Below are 23,412 nucleotides of genomic sequence, written 5' to 3' on the forward strand. Positions count from 1 at the left end.
TTATTTTATCTCTTTTTATTTGAAAAATAAATTTCAAATTGTTCACCAAATATACTAACAATAATTAATATCAATTTTAAAATTATGGTTAATATTTACTTAAACCATTATCCTTTAATTATCAGGAAAAGATTGTTTACCGAATGACTATTTTTTTACTAAAAATTCCTTTTGTGGTCTTAACTTTTACAATATAGACTCCTGCAGGTACATTTTTAATTGGAATCTGAATGTTATTTTGTTTTTGTTCTTCTACATCCCAATTGGCAATAGATTGACCCAATAAATTGAAAAGGAATACTTTGTTTACTGTTCCGTTGGTAAAGTTGTTCTTTATATTTAGGGATTTAGTATTATTTGTGAAATAAATGAAAATGTTTTCAGGTAAAGTAAAATCGTTTACTTTAAGTGTTTTATCAGTAAATCGTAAGGAGAATCGGTTGGTGTATTCCCCAACAGCAAGTGAAATTTTAAAAGCATTTTCCATAAGTTCATGGTATATATCCGTTAGATTGTCATGCAAATAAATTTTAGTTGTGTTCGGCATATTTTCTAAAGCATCAATTTTTATAGTGCTTAAACCTTCATTTGCAATTGTAATACCTAGAGGAAGTATTTGGTTATCATCAAAATTTGGAACTCCTTGAATCACAAATTGGCTATTGCTAATTTCCCAAAACATGTCATTTTCACTGGTATCAAACATTAGTCCGTCATATCCGATGTCAAATTGATTCGTCGTATTAGCATCTGCACCAACCAACAGTTGTCGATGTGCACCTAAAGGAGAGTCAAAACCAAGTCTTATTTTTGATATTGTATCTATTTCAGCTGTATTTGATTTAGTGGTTGCATTTGTTTTCATAAAGAGAGAATTTCCTGGGGTTTCGCTCACGAAAGCCCTTTGGCTATTTTTGAAAATTACGCTACATCCAGTAGGACATATTAGGGATGTTATGCCTCCTGCTAAACCGTCATCGACAAAAGCATCGACAAAAAATCCTTGCCCAACGGGTATATAGCGCTCCGGTATTTTTGATCCTGTCCCACCTGCGGTTAGAGGACTGTCTGCAACAGCTGCTGTACCTCCTATTAAAGTGTACGTTGCATAACCACCTTGATATTCCGCCAAATAATGATTGTTTGAGAGACCAAAATGATCCCAAAAATAAAGGGCGCCGTTAAATACATTTTCCGTGTTTCTTCCAACTTTACCGTTTATTGTTTCTTTAATATTATCTTTTATAAATTCATCGGCGTCAAGAGCAGATGGATAAGGATTTCCTATTAAATAAGTTTGATCTTTAGTTAAATTTAAAGAGATATTTCCAGAATTAGGTTTTCCTACAAAAACATAATTTTGTGTTGCACTAAGTGGTGCGATTCCACCAGTTCCTTTCATGGTGAATCCTTCACCCACTTTTATCGACCCTGTGCTTCCTATATATTTCCATTGGTAGTAATTTAGCAAAGGGTCTGATAATGCTGGCGAATTAAAGGTCCATAACCATCGGTTACTAATTGTTATTGGACTTGATGGTGCATCGGCACTAAATGCTCCATCAATGAATGAAATAGTGGTTGTCGGGCTGGGAGTACTTGGATTAAAATTAGATATATCAGTGTACGTATTTGTCATAGAAGTTCCGTCTCGCAACACGCTTCCAATGGAGTAATCTAAACCATTGGAACTTACAGGTGATGACCAATAATTGTAATTGAAACTGTTTTTTTGACCTTGTTGGTCTCTTAATAGTTTACCTGTTCCAGTTGATGGATTGGCAGCGGTACCGGCTTGAACTAATTGAGCTTCGCCGGTTAAACGTAAATCACCTGTTGTTAAAGTTAAATTGTTTAACACGGTTAATTTAAAACCGTCAACTACACTTATTCCTTTGGCTGTGCCTGAATTATTTGTAGTTAAATTATAAAAAGTCTCATTAGTTTTAATTCCTGCATTTATAGTCTGGATTTGATTCGCTGTTGCTCCATTAAAGGTAACCGTTCCAGTTCCAGGAATAAAAGCACCACTGTTTCTCCAATTACCGCTAATTTGTAATTCAGAATTATTGGTGGAAACCATAGTAACTGAACCAGCTGTTGTTATTATCATATCCTTAGCACTTGCTATCCCACCGTAGAGAATTGCAAATGCGGAAGTTTTATCAATAACAGGTAATCTATTCCCGTTGGCAACAATTGGAAGAATGTTTGCGTCTACGATAAATGAAGGCAATCCTTGTTCCCAGTTTTTACAATCAAACCAATCTGTGCTTACCAGTCCTGTCCACCACCCAGGTCTTCCTAATAGAACAGTAACTTTAGCGGAGCCCGTAATTCCTCCTGGAAAAGAAGTGCAATTTTTGTCATTTAAGGCTGTAATCGTGTAGGTGACATCGGTTTTAATATTAGGAACGCTAAATAGAAATGGATTTGTGTTGATGTTATTTACAGTTGTCGAAGTTACACCATTTGTATAGGTAACTGTCCATGGCGCCACACCAGTTAATGCTACGCTAAATGTACCAGTTCCATCATAGCAAATAGTTTGGTCTGGACCTATATTTGCCGTTGGTCTTTTATTTACTGTTACGGTAACGTAAGTTGTTCCTTCGGTTCCATAACTGGTGCAGCCATTAAGGAATGAGGTTACCTCATAAGTTGTTGTTACAGGTGGAGTAACGGTAACACGAGTAGTATTAGTGACACTTATTATTGCATTATTGTTTAGATTCTTCCATTGTGAAGTTAACAGCGGATCCGGTGCTTGAGGAATTTTAACGTTGTCGATAGCCCATGTGCTACCTACATTAGGAACTTTAGTACCCGCAGCATTTACAGTTCCATAAAAGAAAAATCCTATTTTAATGTTCGAATAGCCTAAATATGCGTTCAAATTAAGAGATATGGAGTTAGCAGGATTTGAATTCTTAAACGGATTTTTAATACTTGTATTCCCATTAAAAGTGGCCAAGGTCACGGGATATGTTAATCCACCATCCAGAGAAAATTTCACCTCAGCATAATCATTCACAGCATCTAATTTATAAGCATGATCGAATGTTAAATTTGCTGAGGTTAATCCTATAAGATCAAATACTGGTGTCTGCATTACAGAAGTTCTATTTCCCCTTGTAATAGCAAATTTCCCATCGCCAGAATCATATTCGTCCCCCGCATTTCCATTTGTTTCACTAAATTCATTGTTAATACCGTTATCACCGCTGGCAGGAAAAATTTTATCATCGACTAGCCAACCTGTTGGGTTAGCTTGATTGAATAGACCGCCTGACGCTAGATTTTGACTGCTTGAGAAACCACTATCAGAGGATAATTGTGTGGATTCCCCTTCACATATTGTAGAAGGAATTGCGCTTACTGGTGATGGTTTAATATTTGGAATAATAAATAATGTAGAAATCCCAGAGTTTACAATTGTACAAGAGCTATTTTGAATTACTGCCCTAAAGATAGTGGCCGCAGTTATTCCGGTATAATTATAGGTTAAACTTCCTGCTTTTCCTCTTGGAATCCAAGTGCCTCCTGCATTAGTAGAGGTTTCCCATCCCACGATAGTACCTACATTCCCATTTAACCTAATGACTCCACCCGAAGAATGGCAATCAGTTAGTTTAGTGGTTCCATTATCCACATTACTAGGGTTAGTGGTTGACGAGATAGTGGTTGTACCACCTACAGTAGGCGCATTGACAGTTACGTCAACGGTAAAAACTGCTCCTGAGCAATTATTCGCAGTGGGGGTAACAGTATATCGTATAACACCATCTGTTGTACCACTGTTGCTTAAAGTTTCGGCAATTGTGTTTGTCGTACCAGTGTTAAACCCTGAAATGGTTCCGCCAGATGGCATAGAAATAATAGCTGAGGTCCATATAAATGTTGTGCCGCTAATAGTTGAGTTTAGTGGTACATTTGTTTTCACACCACTACAAACAGTTTGTGCAATGGCAGAACCATTTGGTTTAGGGTTGACGGTAACATCAACTGTAAAAGGTGATCCAGGACAGGAGTTCGCCGTAGGAGTAACCGTATAACGAATACTTCCTGATGTTGTCCCGGTATTAGTTAAAGTCTGTGGAATTGAAGCTCCTGAACCGCTGCCAAACCCGCTAATTGATCCACCAGTTGGGGTAGTTTGACTTGCAGCGGTCCAAGCAAATGTAGTACCACCAGTACTTGGGTTTAATACCACGTTACTAACTGAACCACTACAAATTATTTGAGAAACGGCAGAGCCCACAGGATTGGGATTGACAGTTATTTGTCCTGTCAATGAACTATTAATACAACTACTGGCCGTTGATATGGTATAATTAAATGTTCCAGCTACCGCGGAAGAACCGCTAATTGTGTAAACGCCAGCAGCAGAATCATATGACCCTATAAAATTAGCCGGTCCTGGATTCCAAGCAATGCTAGGATTAGTTCCTCCATTACTTATGGTATATTTGATTGGAGTAATTGCAGAATTTATACATTTTGTTTGATTATCTGATCCGGTACCTAGGTTCAGGCTAATAGTTGAATCTGGATTAACTGTAATGAATCCACTTACAGAAGCGTTACTACAAAGTCCTAGTGTTGTTGCCGTATAACTAAAAGTTCCAATTGCAGATGGAGTACCACTTATTGTATACACTCTAGTTCCAGAATCGTATGAACCGATAACACCAGCTGGAAGTGCACCAGCTGTAATGGAAGCATTAGTTCCACCTCCTCCAATAGCGTAACTAATATTAAGTACAGTATTAACGCAATTTGTTGGATTGTCTGACCCTGAAACCGATGATAATACAATAGTTGAATTAGGATTAACGGTAACATCAACGGTGAAGGCTTCTCCCGAACAAGAATTTGAAGTAGGAGTAATGGTATATCGAATAATTCCGGCCGTTGTCCCCGTATTGTTTAAAGTTTGAACAATTGTATTTTGGGTACCATTGCTAAATCCAGTAATTGTCCCTGCAGTAGGAGAAGTTTGAATGGCAGCTGTCCAACTATACGTTGTGCCAGTTACAGTCGAGTTTAATACTACGTTTGTTGTTGAACCACTGCAAATCGTTTGAGCTATGGTAGAACCCACAGGCGCGGGATTAACTGTTACGTCAACTGTAAAAGTTATTCCTATACAAGAGTTTGCAGTAGGAGTAATTGTATAGCGGATAGTTCCTGCAGATGTGCCTGTATTGGTTAAAGATTGGGCAATTATATTTCCCGAACTGTCGCTAAATCCAGAAATTGTTCCACCCGTTGGATTAGTTTGAATTGCAGCAATCCAACTAAATGTTGTGCCGCTAACGGTTGAGTTTAACGCCACATTTATTGAAGATCCGCTACAGATAGTTTGAGTAGTGGCAGATCCTATTGGTTTTGGATTAATTGTTAATATTGCTGCTGCTGACTGTATAGAGGTGCAAGTATAACCCGAAGGCCCTGAAACAACCACATCATAATTACCTGCATTTGCCAAAACTGTTGTTGCGATTGTGTAAGTTGCACTTGTTGCACTTAAAATGTTGACGCTATTTTTTCTCCACTGATAAGTAATAGGATCGCCACCTGCATTGGCGGTAACGGAGAAGCTAATATTGGGAGCACCTTCACAAACAGTTTGTGCAACAGGTTGGGATGTAATCAAAATAGATTGGTCTACATTCAATGTCACTTCATTTGATTTTAATGATGAACAAGGGCTTGCGCCACTTACGACTACATAATAAACGCCATCATCTGCCAAAAACGCCTGACTGAAATTTAAAATGCTAGTTTGAGCTCCCGTAATAAATGCAGTATTGGTAACCGCAGTGCCAGGGAAGGTTCCTTTGTACCATTGGTATGTAAGACCATCTCCGCTAGCCACGATTCCAAATTTTGCAGGGTTACTAGCGCATATACCTACATTAGATGGTTGTGTTCCTATGGTAACTTTACGATTAATAAGCAGTATTGAGTTGTTTGAACTCGCTGATACACATGGGCTTGTTCCAGTGATTACAACATTGTAATTATTGGCAGCATCAGTTGTTGCTAAATTTAAGATTGTTAAAACAGAACTAGTAGCACCGCTAATAGTACCACTATTAACAAGAGTTGTAGTTCCTTTTCTCCATTGGTATGTTAAACCAGTACCGGTTGCCGTTACACCGAAGGTTACATTATCTCCTGAACATAAGGTTTGGGTAGCTACTGGTTGTGAGTTGATTACAACAGCATCATTCACTGTAATTGTTATGCTTCCTGAAGCAGCAACATTTGCTGTGCATGGAGCGCTTGTTATACTTTCTGCACGTAAGTAATAAGTTGTTGTTGCGCTAGGGATAACAGATAAACTTGCATTTGCAGCGGCACTTGTTCCAACCAAGGCAGTAAAGCCAGCATCTAAATACCATTTCCAAGTGGCTCCAGTTCCGAGACTACCACCAGTTTGAGTTAAGGTCGCAGTATTGCCATTACAAATTGTATTAGGCAAACCATTTATAGAAGTTGGAGCAACAGAGGATTGGCTTAAGGTTACTAGTATACTTCCAGCCGCTGCAATATTGGCAGTGCATGGTACACCAGTTGAATTTTCTGCACGCAAATAATAAGTTGTTGTTGCTGCAGGGGTTAAAGTTAAGCTAGCATTGGCCGCAGCACTTGTTCCCACTAAGGTTATGAAGCTTGCATCTGAATACCATTTCCAGCTGGCTCCTGTTCCAAGGCTGCCGCCAGTCTGGGTCAATGTTATACTTGAACCAGTACAAATAGGTGAAGCCGATGTGTTTATACTGGTTGGTGCAACGGATGGTTGATTTACGGTGATTGTTAAATTTCCTGGAGCTGCAACATTAGCTGCACAAGGCGCACCAGTTGAACTTTCGGCACGCAAATAATAAGTTGTAGTTGCAGTTGGACTAACTGACAAACTTGCATTTGCGGACAAACTTGTTCCCACTGGAATAGTGAAACCTGCATCAGAATACCACTTCCAGCTGGCTCCTGTTCCAAGAGTTCCGCCAGTTTGTGTTAAAGTAGTGCTACTGCCATTACAAATTGTATTTGGTAAACCAATTAAAGAAGTTGGAGCAACAGAGGATTGATTTACGATTATAGTTACACTTCCAGTTGCTGAAACATTGGCTGCACAAGGCGCACCAGTTGAACTTTCGGCACGCAAATAATAAGTTGTAGTTGTGGTAGGGTTTAAAGTTAAGCTTGCATTTGCAGCAGCACTATTTCCAACTGAAGTAGTAAATCCTGCATCGGAATACCATTTCCAGCTGGCTCCTGTTCCAAGGCTACCGCCAGTCTGGGTCAATGTTATACTTGAACCATTACAAATAGGCGAAGCCGATATGTTTACACTGGTTGGTGCAACGGATGGTTGATTTATGGTGATTGTTACATTTCCTGGAGCTGCAACATTAGCTATACAAGGCGCACCAGTTGAACTTTCGGCACGCAAATAATAAGTTGTAGTTGCAGTTGGACTAACTGACAAACTTGCATTTGCTGACAAACTTGTTCCCACTGGAATAATGAAACCTGCATCAGAATACCACTTCCAGTTGGCTCCAGTTCCAAGAGTTCCACCAGTTTGTGTTAAAGTAGTGCTACTTCCATTACAAATTGTATTTGGTGAACCAGTTAAAGAATTTGGAGCAACAGAGGAAAGATTTACGGTTACAATTACACTTCCAGCAGCTGAAACATTGGCTGTACAAGGTGCTCCAGTTGAACTTTCGGCACGCAAATAATAAGTTGTAGTTGTGGTAGGGTTTAAAGTTAAGCTTGCATTTGTAGCAGCACTATTTCCAACTGAAGTAGTAAATCCTGCATCTGAATACCATTTCCAGCTGGCTCCTGTTCCAAGGCTACCGCCAGTCTGGGTCAATGTTATACTTGAACCATTACAAATAGGCGAAGTCGATGTGTTTACACTGGTTGGTGCAACAGATGGTTGATTTACGGTAACCGTTACATTTCCTGCAGCTGCAACATTGGCTGTACAAGGCGCACCAGTTGAACTTTCGGCACGCAAATAATAAGTTGTAGTTGCTGTTGGACTTAAAGTTAAACTTGCATTTGCAGCAGCACTTGTTCCAACTGTAGTAGAGAAAGTTGCGTCAGAATACCATTTCCAGCTAGCCCCTGTTCCAAGAGTCCCACCAGTTTGAGTCAATGTTATACTTGAGCCATTACAGATAGTTGAAGCCGATGCATTTACACTTGTAGGAGCAACCGAGGATTGATTTACGGTAACCGTAACATTTCCGGCAGCTGCAACATTGGCTGTACAAGGAGCACCAGTTGAACTTTCAGCACGCAGATAATAAGTTGTCGTTGCAGCAGGATTTAAAGTCAAGCTTGCATTTGCAGAAACACTTGTCCCAATCAAAACAGAAAAACCTGCATCCGAATACCATTTCCAGTTGGCTCCTGTTCCAAGACTACCCCCGGTTTGGGTCAATGTTATGCTTGAACCATTGCATATAGGTGATGCCGATGTGCTTACACTTATTGGCGCAATCGATGGTTGATTTACGGTAATAATAAGTTGTGCCGTTCCAGCCACGGCTGGTGTGCAATTACCTGATGGTAAGTTTGTAGTTACAGTTAATGTTACATTACCATTTGAAATAGAAGGTGTGTAAGTTGCGGTTACATTTGTACTTGTGTTTATAATGTTAGAAAAACTTCCACTTGGTGCAGTCCATGTTGCTGTCGTAGCATTTCCTGTTAAAGTAGCTACCACTACTGTTGAGCCTCCTACACAAACAGATTGATTGGATCCTACTGTGACTCCTGCAAATTTGTTGACACTAACAATGAAAGTTTGTGAAACGGTACTTGACCCACAAGGGTTGGAGGCAATGACGGTAATAGGTTGATTGTTTGCAATCGCAGCGGCAGCAGTTACATCTACAGTAACCTGATTTCCTGTTTGTGATACTATTGAAAACCCCGTAGGGAATGACCAAGTGTAACTTGTTGCAATTCCACTGGAAAGACTCCCAGCAGTATATGTTTGAGATGAAACGGGACAAACAGAATTGTTTCCAGTAATTCTACCTGGACTTCCGCCGGAAAAAGCAGGAATGCCTGTATATACAACCATTGTAACAGCATTGCTTGTTGCCGTTGTTGGGGTAGGACATATTGCGTTAGAAGTTATTACCACTGTTACTATTTGTCCATTTGTAAGACCAGAAGTAGTATAAGTTGGATTATTTGTTCCTACACTTCCACCATTTACTTTCCATTGATAAGTAGGTGTTACACCACCATTTGCTGGCGTTGCCGTAAACGTTACACTTGTTCCTAAACAAATTGTAGTAGCGCTTGCAGCAATGCTTACTGAAGGTGTAACTAACGGATTCACCGTCATAGTAATACTATTACTCGTCGCGGGATTTCCTGTTGCACATGGTGTAGCATTGGATGTTAATACGACAGTAACTACTTGTCCAGTTGTAAGAGTTGTTGTGGTAAATGTATTGCTGTTCGTTCCTGCAATTACCCCACTTACCTTCCATTGATACATTGGAGTGGCTCCACCATTGGTTGGAGTGGCTGTAAAAGTTACCGATGTTCCGGCACAGATTGTTGTCGCTGTTGCTGCAATACTCACGCTAACGGATAAGTTTGGATTAACAGTCATTGTTATTCCTGTGCTAGTAGCCGGGTTACTGGTCGGACAGGTTGCGTTGGAGGTTAAAACAACGATGACAATTTCCCCATTTGTGAGTGTTGTTGTGGTAAATGTGTTGCTGTTGATTCCCGCATTTACGCCATTAACCTTCCATTGATAAGAAGGAGTTGTTCCTCCATTTGTTGGCGTTGCAGTAAAAGTCACACTTGTTCCAGGACAGATTGTTGTGGCAGATGCCGCTGCACTCACGCTAACGGGTAAGTTCGGATTTACGGTAATTGTAATGCCGGTACTTGTGGCTGGATTTCCAGTTGCACAAGGAGTAACACTTGAAGTTAATATCACGGTTACAACTTGGCCATTTGTAAGACCGGAAGTTGTAAATATATTGGTGCCTGTTCCTGCATTTGCCCCATTTACTTGCCATTGATAAGAAGGAGTTGTTCCTGCATTTGTTGGAGTTGCCGTAAAAGTTACACTTGTTCCAGGACAGATTGTTGTGGCAGATGCCGCTGCACTCACGCTAACGGGTAAGTTCGGATTGACGGTCATTGTAATTCCGGTGCTTGTGGCTGGATTTCCATTTGCACAAGCAGTGGCACTTGAAGTCAATATAACGGTTACAACTTGGCCATTTGTAAGACTTGAAGTTGTAAATAGATTGCTATTTGTTCCTGTATTTACCCCATTTACTTGCCATTGATAAGCAGGTGTTGTGCCGCCATTTGTTGGAGTGGCGGTTAAGGTTACTGATGTTCCTGCACATATTGTGGTCGCTGTTGCACCAATACTCACACTTACAGATAAATTTGGATTGACAGTTGTAACAATAGCATTACTAGTAGCAGGACTTCCAGTAGCACAGACTGCATTTGAAGTAATAACTACCGAGACGGATTGTCCTGTTGTAAGACCTGATGTGGTATAGGTTGCACTATTTGATCCAACAGGAGTTGCTCCTGCATACCATTGGTAATTTGGAGTGGTTCCACCGTTGGTTGGAGTTGCTGTAAAAGTAACGATTGTTCCTGCACAAATTGTATTGTCGGCATCTGTTGAAACAATACTTACACTTGTAGGTAATTTTGGATTAACAGTGATTATTCCAGCCGCTGAGGTTTGAGAACAAGTGCCAGTTGTTGTTACCATATAATTATAAGTTCCTGCCACTGTAGGTGTTCCGCTTATTGTAAATACGCCCCCACTAAAATTACCAGTTATTCCTGCTGGTAAACCAGTTACTCCTGCTCCGGTTCCTCCACCACTTACTCCAAATGTGATATTGCTTATTGCAGCATTAATACATCTTGTTTGGTTATTGCTACCTGCTCCAGACGTTAAGTTGATTGTTGAATTTGGATTTACTGTTATTGTACCGGTACTTGTACTTTGAGCACAAGTCCCAGTTGTAGTAATGATATAAGGAAATGAACCACTCACAGTAGGAGTGCCACTTATTGTAAACACTCCTCCACTGAAATTACCGGATAATCCACCAGGTAAACCTATTATACTTGCGCCTGTCGCACCACCGCTTATACCAAATGTAATATTTGATATTAATGTGTTTGCACACAATGTTTGATTATTAGTACCTGCTCCAGAAGTTAAATTTATTACTGCGTCAGGGTTAACCGTAACCATAATGGAATTGCTACTAACCATTGCAGGTGTAGCACAAGTAGCTGATGAAATTATATCTAATATAAGTACATCATTATCTGATAGGGTTGAAGAAGTAAATGTGTTGATATTTGTTCCAACCGCAGTCCCATTTAGACGCCATTGATAAGTTGGATCGAGACCCCCATTCGTTAATACATCAACACTAAATGTAACAGATGTTCCGGTACAAAATACTGTTTTAGTAGCTACAATGGTAACAGATGGTGTCAGCAAGGGGTTCACCGTCATCGTTAAAACATTACTGGTTACAGTAGCAGGAACTGGACAAGTTGCATTAGAAGTCATTTCAACTTTTACCTGGTTGCCATTACCAAGAGTACTGGTTGTGAAGGTTGGGCTATTTGTACCAACAGCAATTCCAGCAACATGCCACTGATATGTTGGAGTGCTACCTCCATTTACAGAAGTTGCAGTAAATGTTACCGAAGTTCCGGCGCATATAGGACTAACCGGACTGGCAACAATTGATACGGATGGGACTAAAATATTATTTACCGTAAAAGTAGCGGCACTACTAGCGGTTCCCAAAGGTGTTGTTATCGAAATAGTTCCATTTGTTGCGCCCACAGGCAATGTTGCCGTTATCTGAGTATCACTGTTAACACTATAAGCGGCTATTACTCCATTAAATTTCACAGCGGTTGTTCCTGTAAAACCAGTACCAGTTATAATCACAGATGCACCAGAATTGCTACAAGCACTGGAGGGACTAAAACTTGAGATTGTTTGAGCGAAACAATTATTAACACTCAGAAAAGCAATCAAAACAATTGTAAACAGACGATATGTTTTCGATATTTTTAATGCTGAAGATAAATTTATATGGAAATTAGAGTATTTTTTTTTCATAATATTACCACTTTAGAATCAAACAATTAATACTTTTATAAAATTTAGATAGTTGGAACTTGGTTAATTTTATAAGTAAAATAATATTTATTATACGTGCAATATTTCCACTAAAAAAAGGGGAAGGGGCTCTTAAAGTTTAAATTTTTAATAGCTGCTTTTCTTAAAATGAAATATGGGTTAGGACTTATTTATCTTAAAATTAGGTGTTTAAAATTTGTTTTTGTGTTTTAAGAACATATTTTCGATTAAAGTATTTTTTCTCTCGATGAAATGCTTTTTTTTATAAAGATTATTTTATTTCTCGCACATTTTCTTTTGATTTAAATAAGGACAAAAAAAAACTGTCTTGAAAGACAGTTTTTTTATAAAAGCGGATTTAAAAAATTAACGGATAATTATTTTCTTGTTAATAGCTCCATTTGTAGTTTGAATTCTTGCAATATATACACCCGAACTCAAATTTTTAACAGGCAGTTGGATTTGTTGTTGTGATTGGTCCTCAATTTCCCATGTTGTTATTGATTGGCCATTCAGATTATAAAGAGTTACTTTTTGAAGACTTGCTGCGGATGATGTATTAGTAATCTCAAGAACATTTTCTTTCTGAATGTGTATTATTTTTATATCATCTGATTTTTTATTTTTTTTGTCTTTTTCTTCCTTTGTTTCTTCTTTTTCTTTTTTAGTTCTTTGTTTAAAGCACAATGAAAAACGATCATTGTTTTCGCCACTTGGAATCAAAACTTCATATTGTTTTTTTCGGATGTCGTTATAGCTGTCATTTTCCGAATCATAAATGAATATTTTTTCATTTTTGTCGAAATTTTCAAGTCCATCAATCATGAATTTTACTTTTCCATCGGTATCCGCTTTTACTCCAATAGGGAAGGAATCGTTTCTGTCAAAGTATCCAACTCCTTGAATTACTAATTGATCCTCATCATTCAAAAAATACATGTCATTAGGAAAGTCATCAAAATTAAAACCATCATAACCATTATCGATATCTGAAGTTGCTTTTTCATCCATGAATCCTAACAATACTTGACGGTGATAATTGTTATTCGAATTGTAACCCAGACGAATTCTTTTGTAAGTATCCTTTTCTATAATATCATTATTATTGCTGCTTGAATTTTTGTCTTTTTTATCAGTAGACGTCACTTTGAACATAGTATTAGAAACACCTGTCTCATCTTCTTTATGGAAACCTCTCTGTGTATTTTTGTAGGTAATAGGACCTCCAGCACCTATATTACCATATATAAAAAAGCTTTGTCCTACAGGAATAAATTGATTTGGAATTCCTTTGGTATTGGAGCCTTGACCACTTATAAAATTTACTCCTACTGCCGTTGCGGGTACTCCCCCTGTTAAATTTCTTTCGGCATAACCACCCTGGTAATCCCTTAAAATATGGGTGTCATTAGTAGTGTACTGTTCCCAGAAATACAAAGTACCATCCATAGAAGCCAAATTATCATTTATGAAAGCATTGGCATCCATAGCGGAAGGATATGGGTTTCCTGTTAATAGCAATTGATCGGCACTAACACCGTTGGATGCAATGGTCCCGTTATTTGGCTTTCCTACAAAGGTATAATTCTGGGTTAAAGATAGTGTCCCACTTCCTTTTAGTGTAAATCCTTGTCCAACTCTGAGGCCGTCTGTTTCATTTATCTGAGACCAATTTGCATAATCATTAGCAGAATTATCAAATTTATAGAGCCAATAGCGAGCTAAACTAATAGGGTTGGTGGGTGATCCGTCATAGCCACTGATCCAATTTATATTTTGTGGTATTGCTGCCGTTCCATCTTTCATTATCCCGGCAACAGTAAAATCAGTGTTATTAGCACTTGTATTAATAGGACTGACAGGAGAACTCCAGTAATTATAATTGTATTTGTTTGATTGTCCTTGTTGGTCTCGTTCGATTGATCCTCCACTTGAAACATCTAGATCACTGTCAATGGTTTGTACTAATTGTGACTTGCCCACTAAATCTATTTTTCCATCTAATTTTAGATAACTGGAAACTTCAATTTTTGAATCATTTGCTGCACTTAATATATTGCTATTTACTAATAATCCTAAAATTATCTTATTGCCATTTGAGGTTATGTTGTGTGTGGTTTTAACAATATTCCAATCTATTTTTGTTGTGCCGTCGATACCGATACTGTTAGGAACATCCCAAACTGGATAATTAGTCCAAGTAGCGTCTGTTTCCCAGCTGCCATTAGCTCCGGAAGTATAAGGAATTGGTGCAGTATCAGGTTCTTGAACATAAATACCTTTCAATTTACCATTTTTGATGTTGCCTGATTTGTCTATTAAATAGCCGTTTAAGATATCACTTGTACGATTCATTTGAAAATAACCGGACAAATTAGTCCAACTTATTCCAGTGATGTTTTTGGGTACAATTGCTCCTTTAATATTGCCACTACCATCATTTATGATTTCTTGATTCATCATTTGGCGAATTTGACTAATGGTTAAAGAAGCATTCCAGATTCGAACCTCATCGATATAACCATTAAAGTAATTATAAGGAGTTGTGCTGTTTTGGGCCATCGCACCTAAAATACAATCAACATTATTTGATGTTGGGTTAGTTCCAGAAGCTGTTTTTTCTAATAATCCGTCAATGTATAATTTATAATTAGTTCCGTCAAAAGTAACCCCAATATGGTACCATCTGTTGCTGTCAATTGAATTAGTGGTAATTATGGAATTAGTGTTCCAATTAAATGAAATTTTATTGTTTACTAGTCTTAAATCATACCCATCATTTGAACCAGTATTTAAGCGTTTGGAAATAATGGTTTGGTTATTACTATTAGTCGTACTTGATTTTACCCAAGCTTCTATGCTAAAATTACCGCTGTTTAAATTATAGTTGTTTTTAAAGTTGATATGATCATCAAGTCCATCAAAGTTGACAACATTACATAGTGTAAAAGTGATGATAACATCATCTGTTGTTGAGCAACTGGTCGTCCATCTCAGGGCGTATACACCAATATTAGGACTGTAAAATGTTGAGCTTGGACTTGTGTTATTCGAAAAAATTTCTCCACCTGCGGTAGGTCCGCTAATAATAGTCCATATTCCTGTTTTTCCTGTTGATGCCGCTAATATAACAGATTCTCCTCCGCAAGATGCTATTTGATCTGGACCCGCCATACTTGATAAGCAGGAACTTGCATCGATCGCGACTTTAATTGAGCCCTCAACAGGTAAATGGCAAGAGTTTGAATCATATCCCTGAAAGAAATACTTCGTAAAGGAAGATCCAGATGTGGCACCATTACCCGTTATAGTTCCGGTCTCTAAAGAAACTTCGGGGCTACAGCCCGCACTTAATATAATATTACAATCTGTTGTAACATTGAGGGTAAAACTTAAATCGGCATATATATATTCAGGATGACCTGATGTTATAGGTAATGTGCCTAAGTTCCAAATGATTTTATTTGTCAATGCGTCAAAATAGGGAATGTTGGTCGTTGTAAAACCGTTATACGTATGATATATAATAGTTGCTCCTGTATTGAAAATTGCTGTTGCCGGAATGGGTATTGAAACTATTGTGTTATTCGTGGCTTCCGTCCCTTCATTAGTAATATTCAGTGAGTAATTGATTGTTTGTCCCGGTAAAGCGTTTAGAGTGGGCGGATTTGTTACATTATTAATTGAATTTACACTTATTAATCCTTTTGGTTCTGGGATATAGGCATCTACTGACATGGCAAAACCGAAAATGGAAAATACGTCAGAAGAAGAGCCAAACCTGAAAGTTGTAGATGTTTGATTGTTAGTTATAATGGTATTTCCAGCATTTGGAATAGTGAACATACTAAAATCTACCCCTGTGTTATTTTGTAAAATGGGATTACTAAGACCAGCCGCAGGAACTGGATAAATAGAAGAATTGAAGAAGTTAGTAGTTGAATTTCCGGCATGGTTTAATGCTAAATAGCTTGCCGGATAAGATGTTGGATCCGCATTTAATTTTTGTACTGCCAGATAATCTCCTGTCAAGGCTACATCTCCTTCAGCTGCCATTACGCCCAGTTTCATATTCACAGCACCTGAACCTGCGGTAGTAAATCCTGAAATGGGAATCGTGCCAAATTCGCCGCCTCCTGCAAGTTGTCCATTTACGTAAGCATAGCCATCAAAAAGAGTCACAGCACGACTTTTCATTACAGGATTTTCATAAATAACAACCATTACCCAACCACCTGATAAACCCGGATTAGCATTCGTTCCTTCTTTTAAAGCCATATCGGCTACAGTATAGGCTCCCGGACCGTGTGTTTTTACATAATCGGTAATTTCTTGATAACCTACAAAAATGCCACTTTGAGCCGCAGCGGGAAAACGGATATCAGAATTAGCACCGTTAGTTTTTGCCGTGATAGGAGTATACGTTGTAGCGCCAGGTCCTTTTAAAGAAACTACTTTTTTGTTGTAAATTTTTGAAAGAGAATTAGAAACGTTAGTAGAACTGCTAGATTGATATTGAAGTTCAGAATTATTTTTGGAAGTATCTCTCGTTAAGCTATTGATAGTAAAGGTGCTGCCATAAGCAGCATTTGATGTATAACTAAATGTCGCTGTCCCGGCACTGTAGGTAACATTAATGCCTGGTTGTGCAACTGCGTCTAATGTAAGGGTAACAGTAGAAGTACCATTCGCACCTGCATTGGTAAAACTAAAAGCATAAGTATGACCATTACCAGTGAAGGTATAAATTGGATAATAATTATTTGGTGGTCCCCCATTTCCTCCTCTACTTACAGTGAGTACATAATTAGTGTTTGGAACAGTCGAGTTATGGGAAATAGTTGTACCAATAGAAAACGTTTCATTGGCGTCATCTGATTTTCCGGTCCAATAAAGTCCTGCAAAAAGAACAGTTGTACAATTTTGACTCGCTGAATTTTCACCAAAATTAGAAACTTCCAACGTAGCCATCGATGAATTTAAAGTAGCGGGATTTCCATCAATATCAATGTATTTCATTGCATTACCTTCATTGTCAGTTCCTACACCGTAGCTAGCAAGAGTTAAATTGGTATTGCCTAACAACGTAAAATCACCTTTGATGTTATATATTGTTTTGGCCGGTGTAACTGATGAAGTTCTTTGCGAAAAATTAACTTGCGGAGATGTCAGTGTTTGAGCCTCCACTTGGATAAACCCAAGCAGAAGTAGTATCGAAAATCGTAAACAGTAAGATTTACAGTTGGTTGTTTTAAAGTAAAGTTTTCTCATAATCTAATTATGGTATATGTTTTATTTAAAAAAGCTTTTTTAGCTTTAAAAAAGAATGTATTTTGACTTCAAAATTATGTATTTTGTTTTGCTTAACAGTTTAAAAGCGTATATAATCGATAAAGTGCATGTTTTATATTTTATTGTAGGTAAAAAAGTATAAAAATTAAAATAATTATCGTAAAAAAATACGGTAATGTTGACTATAATAAATTAAAAAAATCATTATAAATCTCTATCGGTATTTCTTGGCTTTCGTTCCTATTTACTTGCATCCGCCCTAAGTGAAATTATGGGTTTTCGAGGTGGTTTTGATTGCCATAAATATGGTAATATTTTTATTGTATTTTATTGTGGTCGGTTCTATAAAGACCTATTTTTCCTTGATAGTAAACAGCAATAGATTGATTTATCTTATTTTAAAAAGAAATAAATCACACTTTTGAAAATAATTTTAGATATCTTTATACTAATCATTTAAGAATAAAAATATGAAAGCATCCGACTTATTTTCACCACAAATAGTAGGTTCTATTGAAATTAAAAACCGAATTGTTATGGCACCAATGACAAGATGTAGAGCAATAGATAATATTCCTAATGAACTGATGGCTGAATATTACATACAACGTTCAAGTGCAGGATTGATAATAACGGAAGGAACATCGCCATCCCCTAATGGTCTAGGATATGCGCGAATTCCTGGGGTATTTAGTGAGAAACAAGTCGAAGGATGGAAAAAGACAACGAAGGCAGTTCATAAAAACGGTGGTAAAATTATAGTTCAGTTAATGCATTCCGGAAGAATTAGCCATCATCTCAATATGCATAAAGATGCGCAGATTGTCGCACCTTCAGCAGTAAAAGCAGCTGGACAAATGTGGACCGATTTAAAAGGATTGCAAGATTTTGATGTTCCAAAAGAAATGACTTCTCAGGAAATTTTGCATGCCAAAACAGAATATGTTGCCGCTGCAGAAAATGGTTTGTTTGCAGGCTTTGACGGAGTTGAATTGCATTCGGCTAACGGATATCTTTTAGAAGAATTTCTTTCCCCAATAAGCAATATTCGAGAAGACAATTATGGTGGAAGTATTGAAAACCGTTGCCGTTTTGTGATTGAAGTGGTAACAGCCGTTGCAAATGCAATTGGAAAAGATAAAACAGGAATTCGTTTATCACCTTATGGTGTGGCCAGTGATATGCCTCATTATCCGGAGATAGATGCCACTTATGATTACTTGTCTAAGGAACTGAGTAAATTAGATATTGCTTATATTCATCTTGTGGATCACTCGGCTATGGGAGCGCCTCCGGTTCCTTTGGAAATTAAAAAACGGATACGAAACAATTTTAAAAACACTATTATCCTTTGTGGTGGTTTTGATAAAGAGAGTGCTGAAGCAGTTCTCGAAAGTGAACTTACGGATCTGGTAGCTTTTGGGCGGCCATTTATCAATAATCCCGACCTTGTTGAAAGATTTGAAAACAATTGGCCTTTATCACAGGATCTCAATATGGATTTGTTTTATACAGCGGACGAAAAAGGATATACTGATTATCCATTTTACAAAATGGAGTAAAGTAATTACGTTTATCTGTTAAAAAGTGTTTTGGAAATTTATTCATATAAAATTAAAAATGAAAAATTTACGCCAATTATTGGATTTATTAGCGGACGAAAAGGATTCTTTGTTAAATCATGTCTGTACAAAAATTACGAAAGAGCACATTCATTTTCCGAATCCAAATCATATAGAGACTCATTTTTTGCAAAGTAATAGAAAGGCACAATCCATTCGAAGCTTAACGCAGTTATACAATCACGGTCGGCTTTCTAACACTGGCTATCTGTCAATTTTGCCAGTGGATCAAGGAATTGAGCATACTGCCGGAAGTTCCTTTTCTCCAAACCCAATTTATTTTGATCCTGAAAATATTGTAAAGTTAGCCCTGGAAGCTGGTTGCAATGCGGTCGCATCTACAATGGGAGGATTGGCAATGTTGTCCAGAAAATATGCTCATAAAATTCCATTTGTGGTAAAAATAAATCACAATGAGCTATTGACTTATCCAAATAAATACGACCAAATCATGTTTGGTAGTGTGCGTGACGCTTGGAATATGGGAGCTGTTGCGGTGGGTGCGACTGTTTATTTTGGCTCTGCCGAATCAGACCGGCAAATAGTAGAAGTCGCAAAGGCTTTTGAACTAGCTCATAATTTGGGTATGGCTACTATTCTATGGTGCTATTCTAGAAATGATGCTTTTCTAAAAGACGGTGTCGATTACAATACTGCAGCCGACATTACTGGCCAAGCCAATTATCTTGGTGTTTCCATTCAGGCTGATATTATAAAACAAAAGTTACCAACTAACAATGGTGGTTTTACAGCAATAAAATTTGCCAAATCAAATCCGGCCATGTACACCAAATTAGCCAGCGATCATCCCATAGATTTATGCCGTTATCAGGTACTGAATTGTTACTCGGGACGGATCAGCATGATTAATTCAGGAGGGGAGTCAAAAGGGGAAAGTGATTTGGCGCAAGCTATAAAAACGGCGGTTATTAATAAAAGGGCGGGAGGAGCTGGAATGATCATGGGAAGAAAAGCTTTTCAGCGTCCTTTTAGCGAAGGTGTAGAACTCATACATGCGGTACAGGAAATATACTTGACCAACGAAGTTTCGATAGCTTAATTAAATATAATTATAAACTTTTTTTAGTAGATTTTACATCATTAAAAAAAAAATAGAATTAATGCATCTTATCAATAATTCTATTTCTTTTTTTTATAAAATTTAAAAGATATTATTTACAAAAAATTTTTCGGACATTTGTTTTGATCTTCAATCTCTGAATCTTCTTCATCATTTACATTCGCCCGTTTGAAATTGTTATTGCTATCATTTTGTGGTGAATCTAAATCATTTTCACTTGTGTTTTCTTCTACATTAGATACACTTTGCGGATCTTTATTTTGTTCTTCATTAGATCGTTGCTCCTGATTTTCGTTAAAAATTTGGTCCGTTTGTGAAGCAGATTTGCTTTCTTCCTGATTATAAAGATCTTTCTTCCAATCTGATATTGCAGAAGTTGAACTTTTAAATTCTTCAATAATGTTTTCATTAGTAGGATTTCTTACTTGATCGTGAGCTGAAATGTCCTTTGAATCTTGTTCCATTTGTGGATTAGATTGGCCTTTCATTTGATTGCTAGTATTTTCCGAATCTGAAGTCTCGAAATTCGCTTTTTTTTGTGGGTTTTGGTTATCCCGGTTCTCTTGACCTAAATTACCTTTATTATTATTTTCCATAAAAATTGATAATAGAATTAATGTTTTTTAGTTGAATGAGCTCCAGAATCTTTGTCTGATTTTTTTTCATGACTTTTAGATTTTGAAGTTTCAGGTCTTTTTTCGTCCATTTTTTTTGCATCTGTTTTAGAAGATGAATTGGTGCCAGTTGTTTTTTCATCCTCTGTTTTTGAAGATTCGACGGCGTTTTTTGCTTTAGTGTCTTTTTCATTTAAAGGTTTCATAATGTAATTTTTTTTAAATTAATATTACCATAAAATTATATACTAATTAAATGATAAGCAAGTAGTTATATAAAAAATGAGGTTTTTTTAACAGTGCGACTGTTTATTAATTATGCTTCATGAATTTTAGTAAAAATTAACTGTCTTTTATGTTTTAAATAAATTTTACACTAGATTTTTTTTGATTAACTTTAATGTTTTAATAAAATTAAGACCGTAGCGGAAGCAATTAACATCTATATTTTTATTCATAAATTCATAAGAAAATAAGTGAAATATGAAAAATATCAAAACAGTTTTTATCCATTTTTTTGACGAAATAAACTCAGATAAAGTAAATAAATTTATTAAGTTTACCACCCAAGCTATTGAAAATCATAACCCAAAGGAACTCTATTATTTTATATCTTCTAATGGAGGCGATGTTGACTCGGGGTTTGTACTTTATAATTTTTTAATTTCTTTAAAAAGTAAATTAACTGTAACGATGCACAATATTGGTTCCATTGATTCAATTGCTAATGTGATTTTTGTGAGTGCTGATAAGAGATTCTCTGCACCAAGCGCATCATTTTTATTTCATGGCGTTACCTTGGATATTAATTCGAGCTGCACTGCAACAATGTTAAAAGAAAATCTAAGCAGACTGGAAGGTATGGAAAATAGAATTGCGCACGCGCTCAGTGAACACACTAAACTGACTGAAAAAGAAATCAGTTCTCTTTTTCGGCAAGGAGAAGATAAAAATGTTTTTTTTGCACTTGAAAAAGAAATTATACACGAAATTAAAGTGCCCACTATTCCTGCCGATTCAATTTACTTAGCAATGACTTTTACATAAGGAAAACTGTACAGCACGAAATTTATTGAAATAAAGGTTCTGCAATTATAATATGGTTTACCCGTTGGGTTACATTAATAAAATCCTGAATTATTAAACAGCCAACCCTTTGGGTGTAATTATTAAAAACAATGAACTACTGCTAAATTATTAGAACTACTTTAAATAAAAATTAACAGATTTGGACTGAAGGATAATAAAATCATTGACTACCTTAGCGTAGAAACTAAATTTAATAATTTTTGGTATCAGAGTTTAATAGTTTTTGGGACAAGTAAAAAACGGAAAAAAAACACAGGAAATAAAAACAAGATGATAAGAACGATCAAATCGATTAAAGAAACATCCAAACCTAGAAATCAAATCGAAGCAGAAAATTATGTTAAATTATTACTTAATAAAAAAAGTGTAATTCAAGCATCGGATAATCTCAATGGAAAATTAAAAAGAAAAATTCTTGTGAATGCTAATTTTCAAACTACTGTAAATAGTATGCGCTATATTGATGAGGTTAAACCTATTGTGCCTACACAGCCAAAGCCATCAATACAGCCGCCAGTGGAACCGACCGAACCACCAGCCCCAATACCCATACCAATACAACCACCAGCACCCCAAATAATACCGGAGCCTGCTGAACCTTCTGTCCCTCCTATAGTACCTTTGCCTGCTGTCCCACTTGTTCCACAAGTACCTTTTGTACCCACGGCAGGATATCACATTGTTGTATCTTAGAATTTTTTTTATATCTCTAAAATAATATAAGAATTTTTTAAGACAGGTTTTATCTGCCAAGAAAAGACCCTTTAAGAGTTTGTTAGACCGTAGGTCTTACTGTTAAAATAAATAAAAAAACCAGAAATATTTCGCGAAAAAAAGGGATTTTGTGATATCTCATACAAGGTTATTTTTTGTCTTTACGGATAAAAAAAACTGGAATTGCAGAGAATTCAATTTACGCACATGGTGGGGACGGTGACATCCACGGCAGATTTCATATTTAATAATACAATCTAAAATCGAGTAGTTTACAAAGGGAATAATGTTTTTAAAATAATTCTTTTACAAAATCGACAACATTATCCTGTTCTTCAAATAAGCTAAAGAAAGCTTTGTCTAGGGCACTGCTCGTTGTTGTATTTAATGCTCCGCCAGAACCAGAAACTGCACGCGCACCAGTAACATCTAAAAAGTATTGCGCTTCTTCCTGGCTCAAGTCCAATACTTTTGCATTGGTGAAATGCAAAATTTTACCTTTCATTTTTCCTTCAAAAAACTCCGCTATTTCTTCTAAACTGTAATAATTCTCATTGAGGTAAATAGTATTTCCTTCACCTTGCATGACTAAATAAATTATTTCATAATTGATAAAATTATGATCCTCATAGAGTAATGCATTTAAACTTTCTTTTAATCCCTCAATAGTATCGCAAGTTTTATAAATGCTTGACCAGCAATTTTCGCAGGGATGATTATGGTATCATCTCGCATTAAGTGTTTAATGTCTTTTATGTGGCGAAGTGGATATGCTAATAAAAACTACGCATT

The 23,412-nt window shown here is 36.9% G+C and carries 8 protein-coding genes and 1 pseudogene; 3 read left to right on the plus strand and 6 right to left on the minus strand.

The window, feature by feature from the left end; all coding sequences use genetic code 11:
- Positions 1-136: 136 nt before the first annotated feature.
- Entirely contained in the window at positions 137-12,187 is a 12,051-nt protein-coding gene (locus ACFX5D_RS02365) for an Ig-like domain-containing protein (protein WP_379856659.1), read from the minus strand.
- Between the two features lie 387 nt (positions 12,188-12,574).
- A complete protein-coding gene (locus ACFX5D_RS02370) occupies positions 12,575-17,479 on the minus strand; it encodes a LamG-like jellyroll fold domain-containing protein (RefSeq protein WP_379856660.1) in 4,905 nt (1,634 codons plus the stop codon).
- A 491-nt stretch (positions 17,480-17,970) separates the two neighbouring features.
- Here ACFX5D_RS02370 and ACFX5D_RS02375 point away from each other — a divergent pair, with 491 nt between their 5' ends.
- The gene (locus ACFX5D_RS02375; protein WP_379856661.1) at positions 17,971-19,062 is read left to right on the plus strand and encodes an alkene reductase; all 1,092 of its coding nucleotides are present in this window, start codon (positions 17,971-17,973) and stop codon (positions 19,060-19,062) included.
- Positions 19,063-19,120: 58 nt separating this feature from the next.
- Entirely contained in the window at positions 19,121-20,182 is a 1,062-nt protein-coding gene (locus ACFX5D_RS02380; RefSeq protein WP_379856662.1) for a class I fructose-bisphosphate aldolase, read from the plus strand.
- Between the two features lie 116 nt (positions 20,183-20,298).
- Here the strand turns inward: ACFX5D_RS02380 and ACFX5D_RS02385 are convergent, their stop codons facing one another.
- Positions 20,299-20,799: a hypothetical protein gene (locus ACFX5D_RS02385; protein ID WP_379856663.1), complete on the minus strand. Its 501-nt coding sequence runs from the start codon at positions 20,797-20,799 to the stop codon at positions 20,299-20,301.
- 17 nt (positions 20,800-20,816) lie between these two features.
- Positions 20,817-21,023: a hypothetical protein gene (locus ACFX5D_RS02390; protein WP_379856664.1), complete on the minus strand. Its 207-nt coding sequence runs from the start codon at positions 21,021-21,023 to the stop codon at positions 20,817-20,819.
- A gap of 277 nt (positions 21,024-21,300) precedes the next feature.
- Here ACFX5D_RS02390 and ACFX5D_RS02395 point away from each other — a divergent pair, with 277 nt between their 5' ends.
- Positions 21,301-21,864: an ATP-dependent Clp protease proteolytic subunit gene (locus ACFX5D_RS02395; protein WP_379856665.1), complete on the plus strand. Its 564-nt coding sequence runs from the start codon at positions 21,301-21,303 to the stop codon at positions 21,862-21,864.
- 497 nt (positions 21,865-22,361) lie between these two features.
- On the opposite strand, the gene ACFX5D_RS02400 is transcribed toward ACFX5D_RS02395, so the two are convergent.
- Positions 22,362-22,571, minus strand: coding sequence for a hypothetical protein (locus ACFX5D_RS02400; RefSeq protein ID WP_379856666.1), 210 nt, complete (start codon positions 22,569-22,571; stop codon positions 22,362-22,364).
- Between the two features lie 341 nt (positions 22,572-22,912).
- Positions 22,913-23,314, minus strand: a pseudogene (locus tag ACFX5D_RS02405) (DUF6642 family protein); the annotation flags it as partial.
- Between the last annotated feature and the right edge of the window lie 98 nt (positions 23,315-23,412).

The organism is Flavobacterium fructosi (genome assembly GCF_042787335.1).
Lineage (GTDB): Bacteria > Bacteroidota > Bacteroidia > Flavobacteriales > Flavobacteriaceae > Flavobacterium > Flavobacterium fructosi.

Excerpts from the sequence above, each read along its gene's own strand:
- ACFX5D_RS02365 (WP_379856659.1), bottom strand. The coding sequence starts at position 12,187 with ATGAAAAAAAAATACTCTAATTTCCATATAAATTTATCTTCAGCATTA.
- ACFX5D_RS02370 (WP_379856660.1), bottom strand. The coding sequence starts at position 17,479 with ATGAGAAAACTTTACTTTAAAACAACCAACTGTAAATCTTACTGTTTA.
- ACFX5D_RS02375 (WP_379856661.1), top strand. The coding sequence starts at position 17,971 with ATGAAAGCATCCGACTTATTTTCACCACAAATAGTAGGTTCTATTGAA.
- ACFX5D_RS02380 (WP_379856662.1), top strand. The coding sequence starts at position 19,121 with ATGAAAAATTTACGCCAATTATTGGATTTATTAGCGGACGAAAAGGAT.
- ACFX5D_RS02385 (WP_379856663.1), bottom strand. The coding sequence starts at position 20,799 with ATGGAAAATAATAATAAAGGTAATTTAGGTCAAGAGAACCGGGATAAC.
- ACFX5D_RS02390 (WP_379856664.1), bottom strand. The coding sequence starts at position 21,023 with ATGAAACCTTTAAATGAAAAAGACACTAAAGCAAAAAACGCCGTCGAA.
- ACFX5D_RS02395 (WP_379856665.1), top strand. The coding sequence starts at position 21,301 with ATGAAAAATATCAAAACAGTTTTTATCCATTTTTTTGACGAAATAAAC.